Below are 15,954 nucleotides of genomic sequence, written 5' to 3' on the forward strand. Positions count from 1 at the left end.
CTGGTGGGACTACTCGCCCGTCGCCTTCGCGATGATCTCCTTGGCGACGTTGGCCGGGACCTCGGCGTAGGTGTCGAACACCATCGAGTAGCTCGCCCGTCCCTGGGTGCGGCTGCGCAGGTCGCCCACGTAGCCGAACATCTCCGACAGCGGCACCAGGGCCCGGACGATGCGGGCGCCGGAGCGCTCCTCCATCGCCTGGATGGTCCCGCGGCGGGAGTTGAGGTCGCCGATGACGTCGCCCATGTTCTCCTCGGGCGTGGTCACCTCGACCGCCATCATCGGCTCCAGCAGGGCCGGGCTGGCCTTGCGTGCAGCCTCCTTGAAGGCGATCGAGCCAGCGATCTTGAAGGCCATCTCCGAGGAGTCGACCTCGTGGTACTGGCCGTCCAGGAGCGATGCCTTCACGCCGACCATGGGGTAGCCGGCGAGCACGCCGTACTGCATGGCGTCCTGCATGCCCTGGTCGACCGAGGGGATGTACTCGCGCGGGATGCGCCCACCGGTGACCTTGTTCTCGAACTCGTAGGTCGCCGAGTCGGCGGTCATCTCCAGCGGCTCCAGCGCGATCTGCACCTTCGCGAACTGGCCCGAGCCACCCGTCTGCTTCTTGTGCGTGTAGTCGTAGCGCTCGACGGCCTTGCGGATCGTCTCGCGGTAGGCCACCTGCGGCTTGCCGACGTTGGCCTCGACGTTGAACTCACGCCGCATGCGGTCGACCAGGATCTCCAGGTGGAGCTCGCCCATGCCGGAGATGACCGTCTGGCCGGTCTCCTCGTCGAGGCGGACCTGGAAGGTCGGGTCCTCCTCGGCGAGCTTCTGGATCGCGGTGCCCAGCTTCTCCTGGTCGCTCTTGGTCTTCGGCTCGATGGCCACCGAGATGACCGGCGCCGGGAAGGTCATCGACTCCAGGATCACCGGCTTCTGCGGGTCGCAGAGGGTGTCACCGGTCGTCGTCTGCTTCATGCCGTTGACCGCGACGATCTCGCCGGCACCCACGCCCTGGCGCTCCTCGCGCTTGTTGGCGTGCATCTGGTAGATCTTGCCGACCCGCTCCTTGCGGTCCTTGGTGCTGTTGAGCACCGGGGACCCGGCGTCGAGCTTGCCGGAGTAGACGCGGATGTAGGTCAGCTTGCCCAGGTGCTGGTCGGTCTGGATCTTGAACGCCAGCGCGGCGAACGGCTCGGCCTCGTCGGCGTGCCGCAGGACCTCGGTCTCACCGTCGAGCGCGGTGCCGACGATCGCCTCGATGTCCAGCGGGCTCGGCAGGTAGTCGGTGACCGCGTCGAGCATGGGCTGGACGCCCTTGTTCTTGAACGCGGAACCGGTGACCACCGGGTTGACCTGCCCGGCGATGGTGGCCTTGCGGATCGCGGCCTTGATCGTGTCGACCGAGATCTCCTCGCCGCCGAGGTAGGCCTCCATGATCGCGTCGTCGTTCTCGGCCACGCCCTCGAGCAGCTTCTCGCGGTACTCCGCGGCCTGCTCGGCCAGCTCGGCCGGGATCTCCTCGATCTCGTAGTCCTCACCGAGCTTGGTCTCGCCGCGCCAGGTGAGGGCCTTCATCTGGACCAGGTCGACGACGCCGATGAAGTCGGCCTCGGCGCCGATCGGGATCTGCAGCACCAGCGGGTTGGCACCCAGGCGCTCGACCATCATGTCGACGCAGCGGAAGAAGTTCGCACCGGTGCGGTCGAGCTTGTTGACGAAGCACATGCGCGGGACGCCGTACTTCTCGGCCTGCCGCCACACCTGCTCGGTCTGCGGCTCGACGCCGGCGACACCGTCGTAGACGGCGACGGCACCGTCGAGCACCCGCAGCGACCGCTCCACCTCGACGGTGAAGTCGACGTGCCCGGGGGTGTCGATGATGTTGATGTCGAAGCCGTTCCAGGAGCACTTCGTCGCGGCGGACGTGATGGTGATGCCGCGCTCCTGCTCCTGCTCCATCCAGTCCATCGTGGCCGCGCCGTCGTGGACCTCACCGATCTTGTAGTTGATACCGGTGTAGAAGAGGATGCGCTCCGTCGTCGTGGTCTTGCCGGCGTCGATGTGCGCCATGATCCCGATGTTGCGGGTCTTGGCGAGCTGGGCCCCTGTGGCCATCTCTTACTCCTCGTCGTTCGGGTCCGCGTGCGGGCACCGGGGATCGCCCGGGGTTCCCGCGGGCAGCGGGTGCTGATGGACGGACGTCACCAGCGGTAGTGCGCGAAGGCCTTGTTCGACTCGGCCATCTTGTGCGTGTCCTCGCGCCGCTTCACGGCGGCACCGAGGCCGTTGCTCGCGTCGAGCAGCTCGTTCATCAGACGCTCGGTCATCGTCTTCTCGCGACGGGCGCGGCTGTACTGGATCAGCCAGCGCAGGCCGAGGGTGGTGCTGCGGGAGGCGCGGACCTCGACCGGGACCTGGTAGGTCGCGCCACCGACGCGGCGGCTGCGGACCTCGAGGGACGGCTTGACGTTGTCCAGCGCGCGCTTGAGCGTGACGACCGGGTCGGTGTCGCTCTTGGCGCGGGCGCCCTCGAGGGCGCCGTAGACGATCGCCTCCGCGATCGAGCGCTTGCCGTCGACGAGCACCTTGTTCACCAGCTGGGTGACCAGCTGCGACTGGTACACCGGGTCGACGACGAGCGGACGCTTCGGCGCGGGGCCCTTGCGCGGCATTAGCTCTTCTCCTTCTTCGCGCCGTAGCGGCTGCGAGCCTGCTTGCGGTTGCGGACGCCCTGCGTGTCCAGCGAGCCACGGATGATCTTGTAGCGCACGCCGGGGAGGTCCTTCACGCGGCCGCCGCGCACCAGCACCATCGAGTGCTCCTGCAGGTTGTGGCCGACGCCCGGGATGTAGGCGGTCACCTCGATGCCACTGGTGAGCCGGACGCGAGCGACCTTGCGCAGCGCCGAGTTCGGCTTCTTCGGCGTCGTCGTGTAGACGCGGGTGCACACGCCGCGACGCTGAGGGGAGCCCTTCAGCGCCGGGGTCTTGGTCTTCTCGACCTTGTCCTCGCGGCCCTTGCGGACCAGCTGGTTGATCGTGGGCATGGGTGGCCTGGATCTCCTACCTGCGCTGGGTCGTGCTGTGGACGGTGCTCTGGCTGGTCGTGCCGGGTGCCGGTCCTGCTGGGGTCCACCCGCTCCTGGCCGTGGGCCACCTCCGGTCCCCGCGGTCGGGCGTGTCGCCCTTCCCAGGACCGTCCCGTGGTTCCAACCGGATCGGTCGCCCCCCGCGACTCGGCGCCACCACCTATCGGCGAGCGCACCGCGAACGGGAGCAGGCCCAGGGCACCCTGGGCACGGCTGACCACGATACCCGCGTGCTCGAACCCGGTCAAAGCCGGGTCCGCCACACTCCGGCGGGCGGGGCGAGCCCCGTGTCCGCCGGGCTGGTACGTGGGTGTGAACAGGGGCGCGACCGGGGACATTCCCGGCCGGGAGCCCGGCGGTGGCGGGGACTGTACCGGCCGGGACGGCCCGTCAGGCCGCGCTCCGCCGCGACACCCGGGACTGCCGTGCCCACCCGGGGACGTCGGGCGGCTGTCGTAGCCCAGTTCTACGGTCTGTGCCAGGACGCCCACCGAACGCCACCGGAGGAACCCGTGCACGTCGACCTGGCCCGCGAGCTGAAGGCCCACCTCTCCGCCCGGCTGGCCGCCTCCGCCGCCCAGGTCAGCGCCAGCGACCTCGACGACCGGGGTCGCTGGGCGCGGCCGGCGCTGGGCCTGGCCCCGATCGGCCCCGCCCAGGCGCACCTCGCCATCCGGCTGGCGGTCAAGGACGACGCCGACGTGTTGCTGGCCGGCCTGGACGACGCGGTGCTGGAGGAGATCGACGTCCGGGTCATCGGGGCGGTGCGGGCGCTCTCCTCCCCCACGCCCGAGGAGCTGCAGCGCCGGACCCGGCCGCTGCACCCCGGGCTGTCGGTGGCCCACCCCGAGGTGACCGCCGGCACCCTCGGCGGCTTCGTGCGGGTCGGGGGGCGACTGGCCATGCTGTCGAACAACCACGTCCTGGCCGCCAGCGACGCCGCGGCCGCCGGCGACCCGGTGCTGCAGCCGGGGCCGGCGGACGGCGGGGTCGCAGCCGACCGGGTGGCCACCCTGGCGGCGTTCGCCCGGTTCTCCGCCGGGGAGCGCAACCTCCTCGACGCGGCGGTGGCCGTCATCGACCCCGAGGTGCCGGTCGAGCCGGGGCGGCTGCCCGGCGGGCCGCTGACCGACGCTCCCGTCGAGGTTGACGACCTCGACGGGGAGGAGCGGGTGGAGAAGGTCGGCCGCACCACGGGCCACACCATCGGCCGGATCACCGCCGTCGAGGTGGACGGCGTCTCCGTGCAGTACGACGAGGCGGTGCTGACCTTCGACGACCAGGTGGAGATCGAGGGGCTCAGCGGCCCGTTCAGCGCGGGCGGGGACAGCGGGTCGGTCATCTGGCGCAGCGCCGACCGGGCACCGCTGGGCCTGCTCTTCGCCGGCAGCGAGACCGGCGGCCGCGCCGGTGGCGGCGTCACCTTCGCCAACCCGATGGCCACGGTGCTCTCGGTGCTGGACCTGGAGTGGGTCGCCGGCTGAGGCCCGCCCCGGGCCTGCGAGCGGCGAGGGCAGGGCGGCCCCGCTCGGGGAACCGCCCCGAGCGCAGCGAGGGCTGGGGAAGCGGGGGCCTCTCTCTGTCGCGCCGACCGGATCCGGGGCACCATGGGTCCATGACCGACCGCGCCGCCGCCCGGGCCGCCAAGCTCTCCCTGAGCGCCCGGCTGGCCGCCGACCCGGGAGTCGTCGGCGTCGGGCTGGCCCGCCGGGACAGCGGCTACGTCGTCAAGGTCGACCTGGCCGACGCGCACGCGGCGGCCCGGGTCCCGGGCGACATCGACGGGGTCCGCGTGGTCACCGAGGTCATCGGGGTGGTCCGGCCCCTCTAGCGGCCTCCTGCGAGGACCCGCCAACGGTCGGGAGCAGGTGGTCCTCCCCCCGGTAGCCTGCGCGGATGCGTATCGGCATCCAGGCCAGCTACAGCGGGGGCTTCCGCGAGACCGCTGCCGAGATCCGCGACCTCGAGGCCGCCGGCCTCGACATCGCGGCGGTGGCCGAGGTGTACACGTTCGACGCGGTGAGCCAGCTGGGCTACCTCGCCGCCGTCACCGAGCGGGTGGAACTGCTCAGCGCCATCCTCCCGATCTACAGCCGCACGCCCGCTCTGACGGCCATGACGGCGGCCGGCCTGGACTTCGTCTCCGGTGGCCGGTTCACCCTCGGCCTCGGCGCCTCCGGCCCGCAGGTCATCGAGGGCTGGCACGGTGTCCCCTACGACGCCCCCCTCCAGCGCACCCGCGAGGTGGTGGAGATCTGCCGGCAGGTGTGGCGCCGCGAGCGGCTCGACCACCAGGGCAAGAAGTACACGGTGCCGCTGCCGGCCGACCAGGGCACGGGGCTGGGCAAGCCCCTCAAGCTGATCAACACACCGGTCCGCGAGCAGATCCCCGTCATGCTGGCCGCCCTGGGCCCGAAGAACGTCGAGCTGGCCGCCGAGATCGCCGAGGCGTGGGAGCCGATCTTCTTCTACCCGGAGAAGGCCGCCTCGGTGTGGGGCGACTCGCTGGCGGCCGGCCGGGCCAAGCGCGACCCGGCTCTGGGCGACCTCCAGGTCGTCACCGGGGTGCCCGTGGCGATCGGCGAGGACGTCGAGCCGCTGGTGGACGTCGTGCGTCCGGCGCTGGCGCTCTACATCGGCGGCATGGGCGCGCGCGGCAAGAACTTCTACAACGACCTCGCCGTCCGGTACGGCTACGAGGCGGAGGCGAGGACGATCCAGGACCTCTACCTGGACGGCAAGAAGGACGAGGCCGCGGCCGCCGTCCCCCTCGAGCTGGTCAGGGCGTCGTCGCTGATCGGTCCCGAGGCGTACGTGGCGGAGCGGATCGCGGCCTTCGCCCAGGCCGGCGTGACCACGCTGATGCTCCAGCCCCTCGACGGCAGCCGCGAGGCCCGCCTCCAGACCGTCGAGACCATGAAGCGCCTCGCCGGCTGACCGACGGGCCACCCCCCGCGGTGTTGCCACGGAGGAAACTCGACCCTACTGTTTCCCGCATGGAAACGCCGTCTCCGCAGGACGCCCGGGCGATGCTCGACCAGCTGGCCGCTGACGAGACCGCCGTCCGTTACCCGCCCCTCCCCCGGTGGTTCTTCCCCGCCCAGGCCGCCCTGACGGCCGCCCTGCTCCTGGCGCAGACGCTGCCGCCGTCCGACGCGCGGCCCGCCACGTTCGCCGTGGCCGTCGCGGCGATCGTCCTGGGCGGCCGGTACTGGGTCTTCCGCGACCAGGTCGCAGGCGTCCGCCCGTCGGCCGGCGACATGCTGCCGTTCCTCGGCGGCGTCCTCGGCGCGGTGGTCGTGTGCCTGGTCGTGCAGGAGACGACCGGCGCGTGGTGGGTCTGGATCCCCGGCGCGGTGGTCGTGGCGGGCATCGTGCTGGGCACCGGCCGGCGCTACCGGGAGACCTACGGCGATGCCGGCTGAGGCGCCGGCGTTCGACGAGGTGATCCACGCGCCGCAGCGACTGCGCATCTGCGCGACGCTGCACGCGGCGCAGGAGGTGGAGTTCGGCTTCCTGCAGGACCGGCTGGGGCTGTCCAAGTCCGCCCTCAGCAAGCACCTGTCCTATCTGTCCGACGCCGGCTACGTCAGCCAGCGGCGCGTCGTCCGCGACTCCCGGAGCCGGCTGTGGCTGTCCCTGACGCCCGCCGGCACGCACGCCTACGCCGCGCACGTCCGGGCGCTGGAGGAGATCGTCGGGAACTCCGGCAGCTGACGCGCGAGAGGGCCCCGCAGACCGGACGGTCTGCGGGGCCCTCTCGTCACCTACCGGGGCTCAGCCCCGCCAGTCGTACTCCTCGAGGCGCACGGCCTCGCCCGTGCCCTGACCGAAGACGTCCGGGCTGTAGTACTGCCCGTCGTCGTACCCGGCCATCGTGTAGACGGCGGCGCGGGCCTCCTCGGTCGGCTCGACCGTGATGTTCCGGTAGCGGCTGATCCCGGTACCGGCCGGGATCAGCTTCCCGATGATCACGTTCTCCTTGAGGCCGAGCAGGCTGTCGCTCTTGCCCTGGATCGCCGCGTCGGTGAGCACCTTGGTCGTCTCCTGGAAGGAGGCGGCCGACAGCCAGGACTCGGTGGCGAGCGAGGCCTTGGTGATGCCCATGAGCACCGGGCGGGCCGAGGCCGGCTCGTTGCCCTCGGCGACGACCCGACGGTTCTCGGTCTCGAACAGCGTCCGCTCGACCAGCGCACCGGGCAGGAACTCCGTCGCGCCCGAGTCGATGATGGTCACCCGCTTCAGCATCTGGCGGATGATCACCTCGATGTGCTTGTCGTGGATCGACACGCCCTGGCTGCGGTAGACCTCCTGGACCTCGCGGACCAGGTGCAGCTGCACCTCGCGCGGGCCCATGATGCGCAGCACCTCGTGCGGGTCCACCGCACCCTCGGTGAGCTGCTCGCCGACCTCGACGTGGGCGCCGTCCTCGACCCGCAGCCGCGAGCGACGCGACAGCTTGTCGTAGACGACCTCGTCGGAGCCGTCGTCCGGGGTGATGGTCAGCTTGCGGAACTGCTCGCCGTCCTCGATCCGGACCGAGCCGGCCAGCTCGGCGATCGGGGCCTTGCCCTTGGGGACACGGGCCTCGAAGAGCTCCACCACACGCGGCAGACCGTGGGTGATGTCCTCACCCGCGACACCACCGGTGTGGAAGGTGCGCATCGTCAGCTGCGTGCCGGGCTCACCGATCGACTGGGCGGCGATGATGCCGACCGCCTCGCCGACGTCCACCAGCTTGCCGGTCGCGAGCGACCGGCCGTAGCAGGTGGCGCAGGTGCCGAGCAGCGACTCGCAGGTGAGCACGCAGCGCACCTTGACCTCGGCCACCTGGGCGTCGATCAGGGCGGCGATGAGCACGTCACCGAGGTCGGCGCCGGCCTGCGCGATGAGCGTCCCGTCCTCGGCCACCACGTCGGCGGCCAGGGCGCGGGCGTACACGCTCGTCTCGACGTGCGCGTCACGGGTGACCGTGCCGTCGACGACGGTGCCGATCGGCATGATGACGCCGCGGTCGGTCCCGCAGTCCTCCTCGCGGATGATGACGTCCTGGGAGACGTCCACCAGCCGGCGGGTGAGGTAGCCGGAGTCGGCGGTGCGGAGCGCCGTGTCGGCCAGACCCTTGCGGGCACCGTGCGTGGAGATGAAGTACTCCAGCACGGACAGACCCTCCCGGAAGTTGGCCTTGATCGGCCGCGGGATGATCTCGCCCTTCGGGTTGGCCACCAGGCCGCGCATGCCGGCGATCTGGCTGATCTGCATCATGTTGCCTCGGGCGCCCGAGTTGACCATGACCCAGACCGGGTTGGTGGTCGGGAAGTTGTCCACCATCGCCTGGCTGACCTCGGCCCGCGCGCGGGTCCAGATCTCGATCAGCTCGCCACGACGCTCGGAGTCGGTGATGACGCCGCGCTCGTACTGCTTCTCGATCTTGGCGGCCTCGTCCTCGTGCCGGTCCAGGATCGCCTGCTTCGACGGCGGCGTGACGACGTCGTCGATGGCGATCGTGATGCCGGCCCGGGTGGCCCAGTGGAACCCGGCGGACTTCAGCGCGTCCAGCGTCGCCGCGACCTGCACCTTGGGATAGCGCTCGGCGAGGTCGTTGACGATCGCCCCGAGCTCCTTCTTCGGCACCTGGTAGTTGACGAAGCGGTAGTCCTCGGGGAGGGCCTCGTTGAACAGCACCCGGCCCAGGCTGGTGAGCACGCGCGCGGGGGCGCCCGGCGTCCAGTCCTCCGGCTGCTCCCACGCCTCGTTCACCGCACCGTTGTCGACGCCGAACACCTCGTCGAGACGGATGTAGGCCCGCTCCTGCAGACCGAGCGCACCCTTGTCGTACGCCATGACCGCCTCGGCGGTCGAGGAGTACGAGTGCGGCTGGCCACCGTCGGCCTCGGCCGGCGCGGCCACGAGGGTCGTCAGGTGGTACAGGCCCAGCACCATGTCCTGGGTCGGCGCGGTGATCGGGCGACCGTCGGCCGGGCTCAGGATGTTGTTGCTGGACAGCATCAGGATCCGGGCCTCGGCCTGCGCCTCGGCCGACAGCGGCAGGTGCACCGCCATCTGGTCGCCGTCGAAGTCCGCGTTGAACGCGGTGCAGACCAGCGGGTGGATCTGGATGGCCTTGCCCTCGACCAGCTGGGGCTCGAAGGCCTGGATGCCGAGGCGGTGGAGCGTCGGCGCGCGGTTGAGCAGCACCGGGTGCTCGGTGATGACCTCTTCCAGCACGTCCCACACGACCGGCCGCGCGCGCTCCACCATCCGCTTGGCGGACTTGATGTTCTGCGCGTGGTTGAGGTCGACCAGCCGCTTCATGACGAAGGGCTTGAACAGCTCCAGCGCCATCTGCTTGGGCAGGCCGCACTGGTGCAGCTTGAGCTGCGGGCCGACGACGATGACCGAACGGCCGGAGTAGTCGACGCGCTTGCCGAGCAGGTTCTGGCGGAACCGGCCCTGCTTGCCCTTGAGCAGGTCGCTCAGGGACTTCAGCGGACGGTTGCCCGGGCCGGTGACCGGCCGGCCGCGCCGGCCGTTGTCGAACAGCGCGTCCACGGACTCCTGGAGCATCCGCTTCTCGTTGTTCACGATGATCTCGGGGGCGCCGAGGTCGAGCAGACGCTTGAGCCGGTTGTTCCGGTTGATCACCCGGCGGTACAGGTCGTTCATGTCGCTGGTGGCGAAGCGGCCACCGTCGAGCTGCACCATCGGGCGCAGGTCCGGCGGGATGACCGGGACGCAGTCCAGCACCATGCCCATGGGCGAGTTGCGGGTCTGCAGGAACGCCGCGACGACCTTCAGCCGCTTGAGGGCCCGCAGCTTGCGCTGGCCCTTGCCGCTGCGGATGGTCTCGCGCAGGGAGACGGCCTCGGCGTCGAGGTCGAAGTCGGCGAGCAGCTTCTGCAGCGCCGCGGCACCCATGCCGCCCTCGAAGTACTCCCCGAAACGGTCGCGCAGCTCGCGGTAGAGGCCCTCGTCGGCGATGAGCTGCTTGACCTCGAGCTTGCGGAAGGTGTCGAGCACCTCCTCGAGGCGGTCGATCTCCCGCTGGGCGCGGTCGCGCAGCTGGCGCATCTCGCGCTCGCCGCCCTCGCGCACCTTGCGGCGGACGTCGGACTTGGCGCCCTCCGCCTCGAGCTCGGCCAGGTCGGCCTCGAGCTTCTGCTGACGCGCCTCGACGGTGGCGTCGCGGGCGTCCTCGAGGTTGTGCTTCTCGGCGCTGATCTCGGCCTCGATGGTCGGGAGGTCGCGGTGCCGCGCCTCGTCGTCCACCGTGGTGATCAGGTAGGCCGCGAAGTAGATGATCTTCTCGAGGTCCTTGGGCGCCAGGTCCAGCAGGTAGCCCAGGCGCGAGGGGACGCCCTTGAAGAACCAGATGTGCGTGACCGGAGCGGCCAGCTCGATGTGGCCCATCCGCTCGCGACGGACCTTCGCCCGGGTCACCTCGACGCCGCAGCGCTCACAGATGATGCCCTTGAACCGGACCCGCTTGTACTTGCCGCAGTAGCACTCCCAGTCCCGGGTGGGACCGAAGATCTTCTCGCAGAAGAGACCGTCCTTCTCCGGACGGAGCGTCCGGTAGTTGATGGTCTCGGGCTTCTTCACCTCACCGTGGCTCCACTGGCGGATGTCGTCGCCGGTGGCCAGACCGATGCGCAACTCGTCGAAGAAGTTGACGTCCAGCAAGTTGATGACCCCTTTCCGGGGCTAGTTCTTCGCTTCTTTGTCGTTGGGTGGGCGCGCCGGCCGGCCCGTCCGGGCCGGCCGGCGGCCGATCACACGTCTTCGACCGAGGACGGCTCGCGGCGGGACAGGTCGATGCCCAGCTCCTCCGCGGCCCGGAAGACCTCGTCGTCGGTGTCACGCAGCTCGATCGCCTGACCGTCGCCGGAGAGGACCTCGACGTTGAGGCAGAGCGACTGGAGCTCCTTGAGCAACACCTTGAACGACTCGGGGATGCCCGGCTCGGGGATGTTCTCGCCCTTGACGATCGCCTCGTAGACCTTGACGCGGCCGAGGATGTCGTCGGACTTGATGGTCAGCAGCTCCTGCAGCGCGTACGCGGCGCCGTAGGCCTGCATCGCCCAGCACTCCATCTCACCGAAGCGCTGGCCACCGAACTGCGCCTTACCACCCAGCGGCTGCTGCGTGATCATCGAGTACGGGCCGGTCGAGCGGGCGTGGATCTTGTCGTCGACCAGGTGCAGCAGCTTCAGGATGTAGACGTAGCCCACGGAGATCGGCTCGGGGAAGGGCTCCCCGGAGCGGCCGTCGAACAGCCGCGCCTTGCCGGTCTCCTGGACCATCCGGTCGCCGTCGCGGTTCGGGATCGTCGAGCCGAGCAGGCCGACGATCTCGTCCTCCTTGGCACCGTCGAACACCGGCGTGGCCGTGCGGGTGCCCGGACCCGCGGACTTCGCGGCCTCGGGCAGGTTCTTCGCCCAGTCCGGGGTGCCCTCGACCTGCCAGCCCTGCTTGGCGACCCACCCGAGGTGGGTCTCCAGCACCTGGCCGACGTTCATGCGGCCGGGCACACCGAGCGGGTTGAGGACGATGTCGACCGGCGTGCCGTCCTCGAGGAACGGCATGTCCTCCTGCGGCAGGATCTTCGAGATGACGCCCTTGTTGCCGTGGCGTCCGGCGAGCTTGTCGCCGTCGGAGATCTTGCGCATCTGGGCGACGTAGACCCGGATCAGCTCGTTGACGCCGGCGGGCAGCTCGTCGCCGTCCTCGCGCGAGAACACGCGGACGCCGATGACCTTGCCCGACTCACCGTGCTTGACCTTCAGCGACGTGTCGCGGACCTCGCGCGCCTTCTCACCGAAGATCGCCCGCAGCAGCCGCTCCTCGGGGGTCAGCTCGGTCTCGCCCTTGGGCGTGACCTTGCCGACGAGGATGTCGCCGGGGACGACCTCGGCACCGATGCGGATGATGCCGCGCTCGTCGAGGTCGGCGAGGACCTCCTCGGAGACGTTCGGGATGTCCCGGGTGATCTCCTCGGCACCGAGCTTGGTGTCGCGGGCGTCGACCTCGAACTCCTCGATGTGGATCGAGGACAGGACGTCGTCCTGCACGAGGCGCTGCGACAGGATGATCGCGTCCTCGTAGTTGTGGCCCTCCCACGGCATGAAGGCGACGAGCAGGTTCTTGCCCAGCGCCATCTCGCCCTGGTCGGTGCACGGACCGTCGGCGATGACCTGACCGACCTCGACGCGCTGGCCCTCCTCGACCACCGGGGTCTGGTTGATCGAGGTGCCCTGGTTCGAGCGGCGGAACTTCAGCAGCCGGTAGGTCTGCCGGGTGCCGTCGTCGGCCATGACGGTGACGTAGTCGGCGGTGGAGTCCTCGACCACACCGGCCTTCTCGGCCACGACCACGTCGCCGGCGTCGACAGCCGCACGCAGCTCCATGCCGGTGCCGACCAGCGGCGCCTCGCTGCGCAGCAGCGGGACGGCCTGACGCTGCATGTTCGCGCCCATGAGCGCGCGGTTGGCGTCGTCGTGCTCGAGGAACGGGATCATCGCCGTCGCGACCGAGGTCATCTGCCGCGGCGAGACGTCCATGTAGTCCACGTTCTCGGGGACGAGGTAGTCGACCTCGCCGCCCTTGGTGCGGACCAGGACGCGGTCCTCGGCGAACCGGCCAGCGGCGTCCAGCGGCGAGTTGGCCTGGGCGACGACGAAGCGGTCCTCCTCGTCGGCGGTCAGGTAGTCGATCTGGTCGGTGACCGTGCCGTTGACGACGCGGCGGTACGGCGTCTCGATGAAGCCGAACGGGTTGACCCGCGCGAACGCCGACAGCGAGCCGATCAGGCCGATGTTCGGGCCTTCCGGCGTCTCGATCGGGCACATCCGGCCGTAGTGGCTGGGGTGCACGTCGCGGACCTCCATGCCGGCCCGCTCACGCGACAGACCACCCGGACCCAGCGCCGACAGGCGGCGCTTGTGGGTCAGACCCGAGAGCGGGTTGGTCTGGTCCATGAACTGGGACGACTGGCTGGTGCCGAAGAACTCCTTGATGGAGGCGACGACCGGCCGGATGTTGATCAGGGTCTGCGGCGTGATCGCCTCGACGTCCTGGGTCGTCATCCGCTCGCGGACCACGCGCTCCATCCGGGAGAGGCCGACCCGGATCTGGTTCTGGATCAGCTCCCCGACGGTGCGCAGCCGGCGGTTGCCGAAGTGGTCGATGTCGTCGACACCGTGGTCGGGCTCGCCGGCGTGCAGACGCACGACGTACTCGATGGTGGCGACGATGTCGTCCTCGGTGAGCGTCGACGTGCCCTGCGGCACGCCGACACCGAGCTTCTTGTTGACCTTGTACCGGCCCACCTTCGCCAGGTCGTAGCGCTTGGCGTTGAAGAAGAGGTTCTCCAGCAGCGCCTGCGCCGACTCACGCGTCGGCGGCTCCCCCGGCCGCAGCTTGCGGTAGATGTCGAGCAGCGCCTCGTCCTGCCCGGCGATGTGGTCCTTCTCGAGGGTGGCCAGCACCGTGGGCGACCACTGGAAGTGCTCGCGGATGCGGTCCTCGGTCCAGCCCAGCGCCTTGAGCAGGACGGTGACCGGCTGGCGGCGCTTGCGGTCGATGCGCACGCCGACGGTGTCGCGCTTGTCGACGTCGAACTCCAGCCACGCACCACGGCTGGGGATGACCTTGGCGCTGAAGACGTCCTTGTCCGAGGTCTTGTCCAGGGTCTTGTCGAAGTAGACGCCGGGGCTGCGGACGAGCTGGGAGACGACGACGCGCTCGGTCCCGTTGATGACGAACGTGCCCTTGCGCGTCATGATCGGGAAGTCGCCCATGAACACCGTCTGGCTCTTGATCTCGCCGGTGGTGTTGTTCATGAACTCGGCGGTGACGAACAGCGGCGCCGCGTAGGTCATGTCCTTGTCCTTGCACTCCTCGAGGGACGCCTTGACGTCCTCGAAGCGCGGGTTGGAGAAGGACAGCGACATCGAGCCGCTGAAGTCCTCGATCGGCGAGATCTCCTCGAGGATCTCGGCCAGGCCGCCGACGGCGTCGGCCTGCTCCTCGGGAGAGAGGGTGGCCCGCCACTCGGGGCTGCCGATCAGCCAGTCGAAGGAGGCGGTCTGCAGCGCCAGCAGGTCCGGCACCTCGAGCGGCTCGGAGATCTTGGCGAACGAGACGCGCAGCGGCGCGCCGGGGATCTTCTGCTGGTCGGCCTCACCGGTGCGGGGGCCGGTCTGGGGGGCCTGCGGCGTGGTCTGGGTGGTGCCTGACTCGGTGGTGCTGGCGGAGATGCTGGTGGGGCGAGAGCCTGCCAAGATGCGTCCTTCCAAGGACCTCACGACGTGCGGGCGGGTGCTGGTTCGTCCTGGGTCGTCGTCGGTAGTGGCGGCGCCGTCCACTGTTCCGCCCGAGGCCCTGTCCGGGTGGTCGCCGGGTGTCCAGGAGGTCCTCCAGGGCACCCCTGGTGACCCGTCTCGGCGGGCAAGCAGTCAGGGGGCAGCGCAACAGGGAACCCTACCCCTTGCGCAGCGGGCTGTCCACGTCGGGGAGGCCGGTGCGACCAGGCACACACCCGGGAAGGTCAGCCGCCCACCGAAGGAGTGGGGCGTCCGCGAGCCATGATGCCAGTCCGGCGGCGAGTCGGGAGCCGCCACGCCCAGAAAGACCCCCGAGAGGACCACGTCCTCCCACCACTCGCGGGCTCGCGGCGGTGCCCTGGACGGAGCCTTCGCCCCTCGCACGCTCGGCGCGAGCCTCCGGACGGGGCCGGACACGACAGACAGCAGGGGCCGACCCACCGGAGTGGATCGGCCCCTGCTGTGCGGTGCGGCGGTGCGAGCCCGGCTCAGGCCGGGTCGGGCCTCGCCCTCCTACTTGACGGTGACGGTGGCGCCGGCGCCCTCGAGGGCGGCCTTGGCCTTCTCCGCGGCGTCCTTCGCGACCTTCTCCAGGACCGGCTTCGGCGCGCCGTCGACCAGGTCCTTGGCCTCCTTGAGGCCGAGCGAGGTCAGGCCGCGCACCTCCTTGATGACCTGGATCTTCTTGTCGCCGGCAGCCTCGAGGATGACGTCGAACTCGTCCTGCTCGGCAGCGGCCTCCTCGCCACCACCGCCGCCACCGGCGGCCGGGGCGGCAGCGAGAGCGACGGGGGCGGCAGCGGTGACCTCGAAGGTCTCCTCGAACTGCTTCACGAAGTCCGACAGCTCGAGGAGAGTCATCTCCTTGAACGCGTCGAGCAGCTCGTCAGTGGACAGCTTGGCCATGGTGTCTCCTTCTTCGGGTCAGTCGGTGCTGACCGCGGCGTCCGCGGCAGCATCCTGGTCGTCGGTGGCCGGGGCGGCCGGGGTGGTGTCAGCAGCAGTGGCCTCGGCAGGAGCGTCCGCGGACTTCTTCTCCTGCAGCGCGGCGGCCAGGCGGGCGACCTGGGACAGCGGGGCCTGGAACAGACCCGCGGCCTTGGTGAGGTTGCCCTTCATGGCGCCGGCGAGCTTGGCGAGGAGCACCTCGCGGCTCTCGACGTCGGCGAGGCGGGTGACCTCGGCGGCGTCCACCGTGCGGCCCTCGACCACGCCGCCCTTGACGACGAGCAGCGGGTGAGCGCGCGCGAAGTCACGGATGGCCTTGGCCGCGTCGACCGGGTCACCCTCGATGAAGGCGATCGCGGTCGGGCCGTTGAGCAGCGGCGCCAGGTCGGCGAAACCGACCTGCTCCGCGGCCCGCTTCGTCAGGGTGTTCTTGACGACGGCGTAGCTGCTGCCCTCACCGAGGGAACGGCGCAGCTGGGTCAGCTGGGCCACGGTCAGCCCGCGGTACTCGGTGAGCACCGCCGCGCTGGACGACTGGAACCGCTGGGTGATCTCGTCGATCACCGCGGCCTTCGCCTGCGTGGGCATGGGCCTCCTCTCGTC

Annotated in this window: 12 protein-coding genes; 5 read left to right on the top strand and 7 right to left on the bottom strand. The window is 70.4% G+C overall.

The features are described 5' to 3' along the window. Positions 1-9 precede the first annotated feature (9 nt). The 3 genes from fusA to rpsL all read right to left on the bottom strand — a co-directional run bounded on the left by fusA (position 10) and on the right by rpsL (position 3,037). The gene (fusA, locus tag GCU56_RS09725) at positions 10-2,106 is read right to left on the bottom strand and encodes an elongation factor G (RefSeq protein WP_163481519.1); all 2,097 of its coding nucleotides are present in this window, start codon (positions 2,104-2,106) and stop codon (positions 10-12) included. An 86-nt stretch (positions 2,107-2,192) separates the two neighbouring features. Beyond that, positions 2,193-2,663 (bottom strand): 30S ribosomal protein S7, encoded by a 471-nt coding sequence (gene rpsG / locus GCU56_RS09730; protein WP_026857011.1) that lies wholly within the window; start codon positions 2,661-2,663, stop codon positions 2,193-2,195. Beyond that, positions 2,663-3,037 carry a 30S ribosomal protein S12 gene (gene rpsL, locus GCU56_RS09735; protein ID WP_012950487.1) on the bottom strand — a complete coding sequence of 125 codons (375 nt, stop codon included), beginning with the start codon at positions 3,035-3,037 and terminating at the stop codon, positions 2,663-2,665. The genes rpsG and rpsL overlap by 1 nt, the downstream gene beginning before the upstream one ends. 554 nt (positions 3,038-3,591) lie before the next feature. Between rpsL and GCU56_RS09740 the strand changes: the two genes are divergently transcribed. From GCU56_RS09740 to GCU56_RS09760, 5 genes are all read left to right on the top strand, one after another. Next, complete coding sequence (locus tag GCU56_RS09740; RefSeq protein WP_163481520.1) at positions 3,592-4,563, top strand: hypothetical protein; 972 nt, start codon at positions 3,592-3,594, stop codon at positions 4,561-4,563. Between the two features lie 131 nt (positions 4,564-4,694). Next, positions 4,695-4,910, top strand: a complete 216-nt coding sequence (locus tag GCU56_RS09745; protein ID WP_163481521.1) for a hypothetical protein — start codon at positions 4,695-4,697, stop codon at positions 4,908-4,910. 65 nt (positions 4,911-4,975) lie between these two features. Further along, positions 4,976-6,016, top strand: coding sequence for an LLM class F420-dependent oxidoreductase (locus tag GCU56_RS09750; RefSeq protein ID WP_163481522.1), 1,041 nt, complete (start codon positions 4,976-4,978; stop codon positions 6,014-6,016). A gap of 59 nt (positions 6,017-6,075) precedes the next feature. Beyond that, the gene (locus GCU56_RS09755; RefSeq protein WP_163481523.1) at positions 6,076-6,504 is read left to right on the top strand and encodes a hypothetical protein; all 429 of its coding nucleotides are present in this window, start codon (positions 6,076-6,078) and stop codon (positions 6,502-6,504) included. Further along, positions 6,494-6,796, top strand: coding sequence for a transcriptional regulator (locus tag GCU56_RS09760; protein WP_163481524.1), 303 nt, complete (start codon positions 6,494-6,496; stop codon positions 6,794-6,796). Before GCU56_RS09755 ends, GCU56_RS09760 begins: the two co-directional genes overlap by 11 nt. A 60-nt stretch (positions 6,797-6,856) precedes the next feature. Here GCU56_RS09760 and GCU56_RS09765 read toward each other — a convergent pair whose 3' ends face one another. The 4 genes from GCU56_RS09765 to rplJ form a co-directional block, all read right to left on the bottom strand. Then, positions 6,857-10,762, bottom strand: a complete 3,906-nt coding sequence (locus GCU56_RS09765; protein ID WP_163481525.1) for a DNA-directed RNA polymerase subunit beta' — start codon at positions 10,760-10,762, stop codon at positions 6,857-6,859. A gap of 89 nt (positions 10,763-10,851) precedes the next feature. Then, positions 10,852-14,361, bottom strand: coding sequence for a DNA-directed RNA polymerase subunit beta (rpoB, locus tag GCU56_RS09770; RefSeq protein ID WP_163481526.1), 3,510 nt, complete (start codon positions 14,359-14,361; stop codon positions 10,852-10,854). A gap of 555 nt (positions 14,362-14,916) precedes the next feature. After that, entirely contained in the window at positions 14,917-15,309 is a 393-nt protein-coding gene (gene rplL / locus GCU56_RS09775) for a 50S ribosomal protein L7/L12 (RefSeq protein WP_163481527.1), read from the bottom strand. Between the two features lie 18 nt (positions 15,310-15,327). Further along, positions 15,328-15,939, bottom strand: coding sequence for a 50S ribosomal protein L10 (gene rplJ / locus GCU56_RS09780; RefSeq protein WP_163481528.1), 612 nt, complete (start codon positions 15,937-15,939; stop codon positions 15,328-15,330). Between the last annotated feature and the right edge of the window lie 15 nt (positions 15,940-15,954).

Source organism: Geodermatophilus sabuli, assembly GCF_010686765.1.
Lineage (GTDB): Bacteria > Actinomycetota > Actinomycetes > Mycobacteriales > Geodermatophilaceae > Geodermatophilus > Geodermatophilus sabuli_A.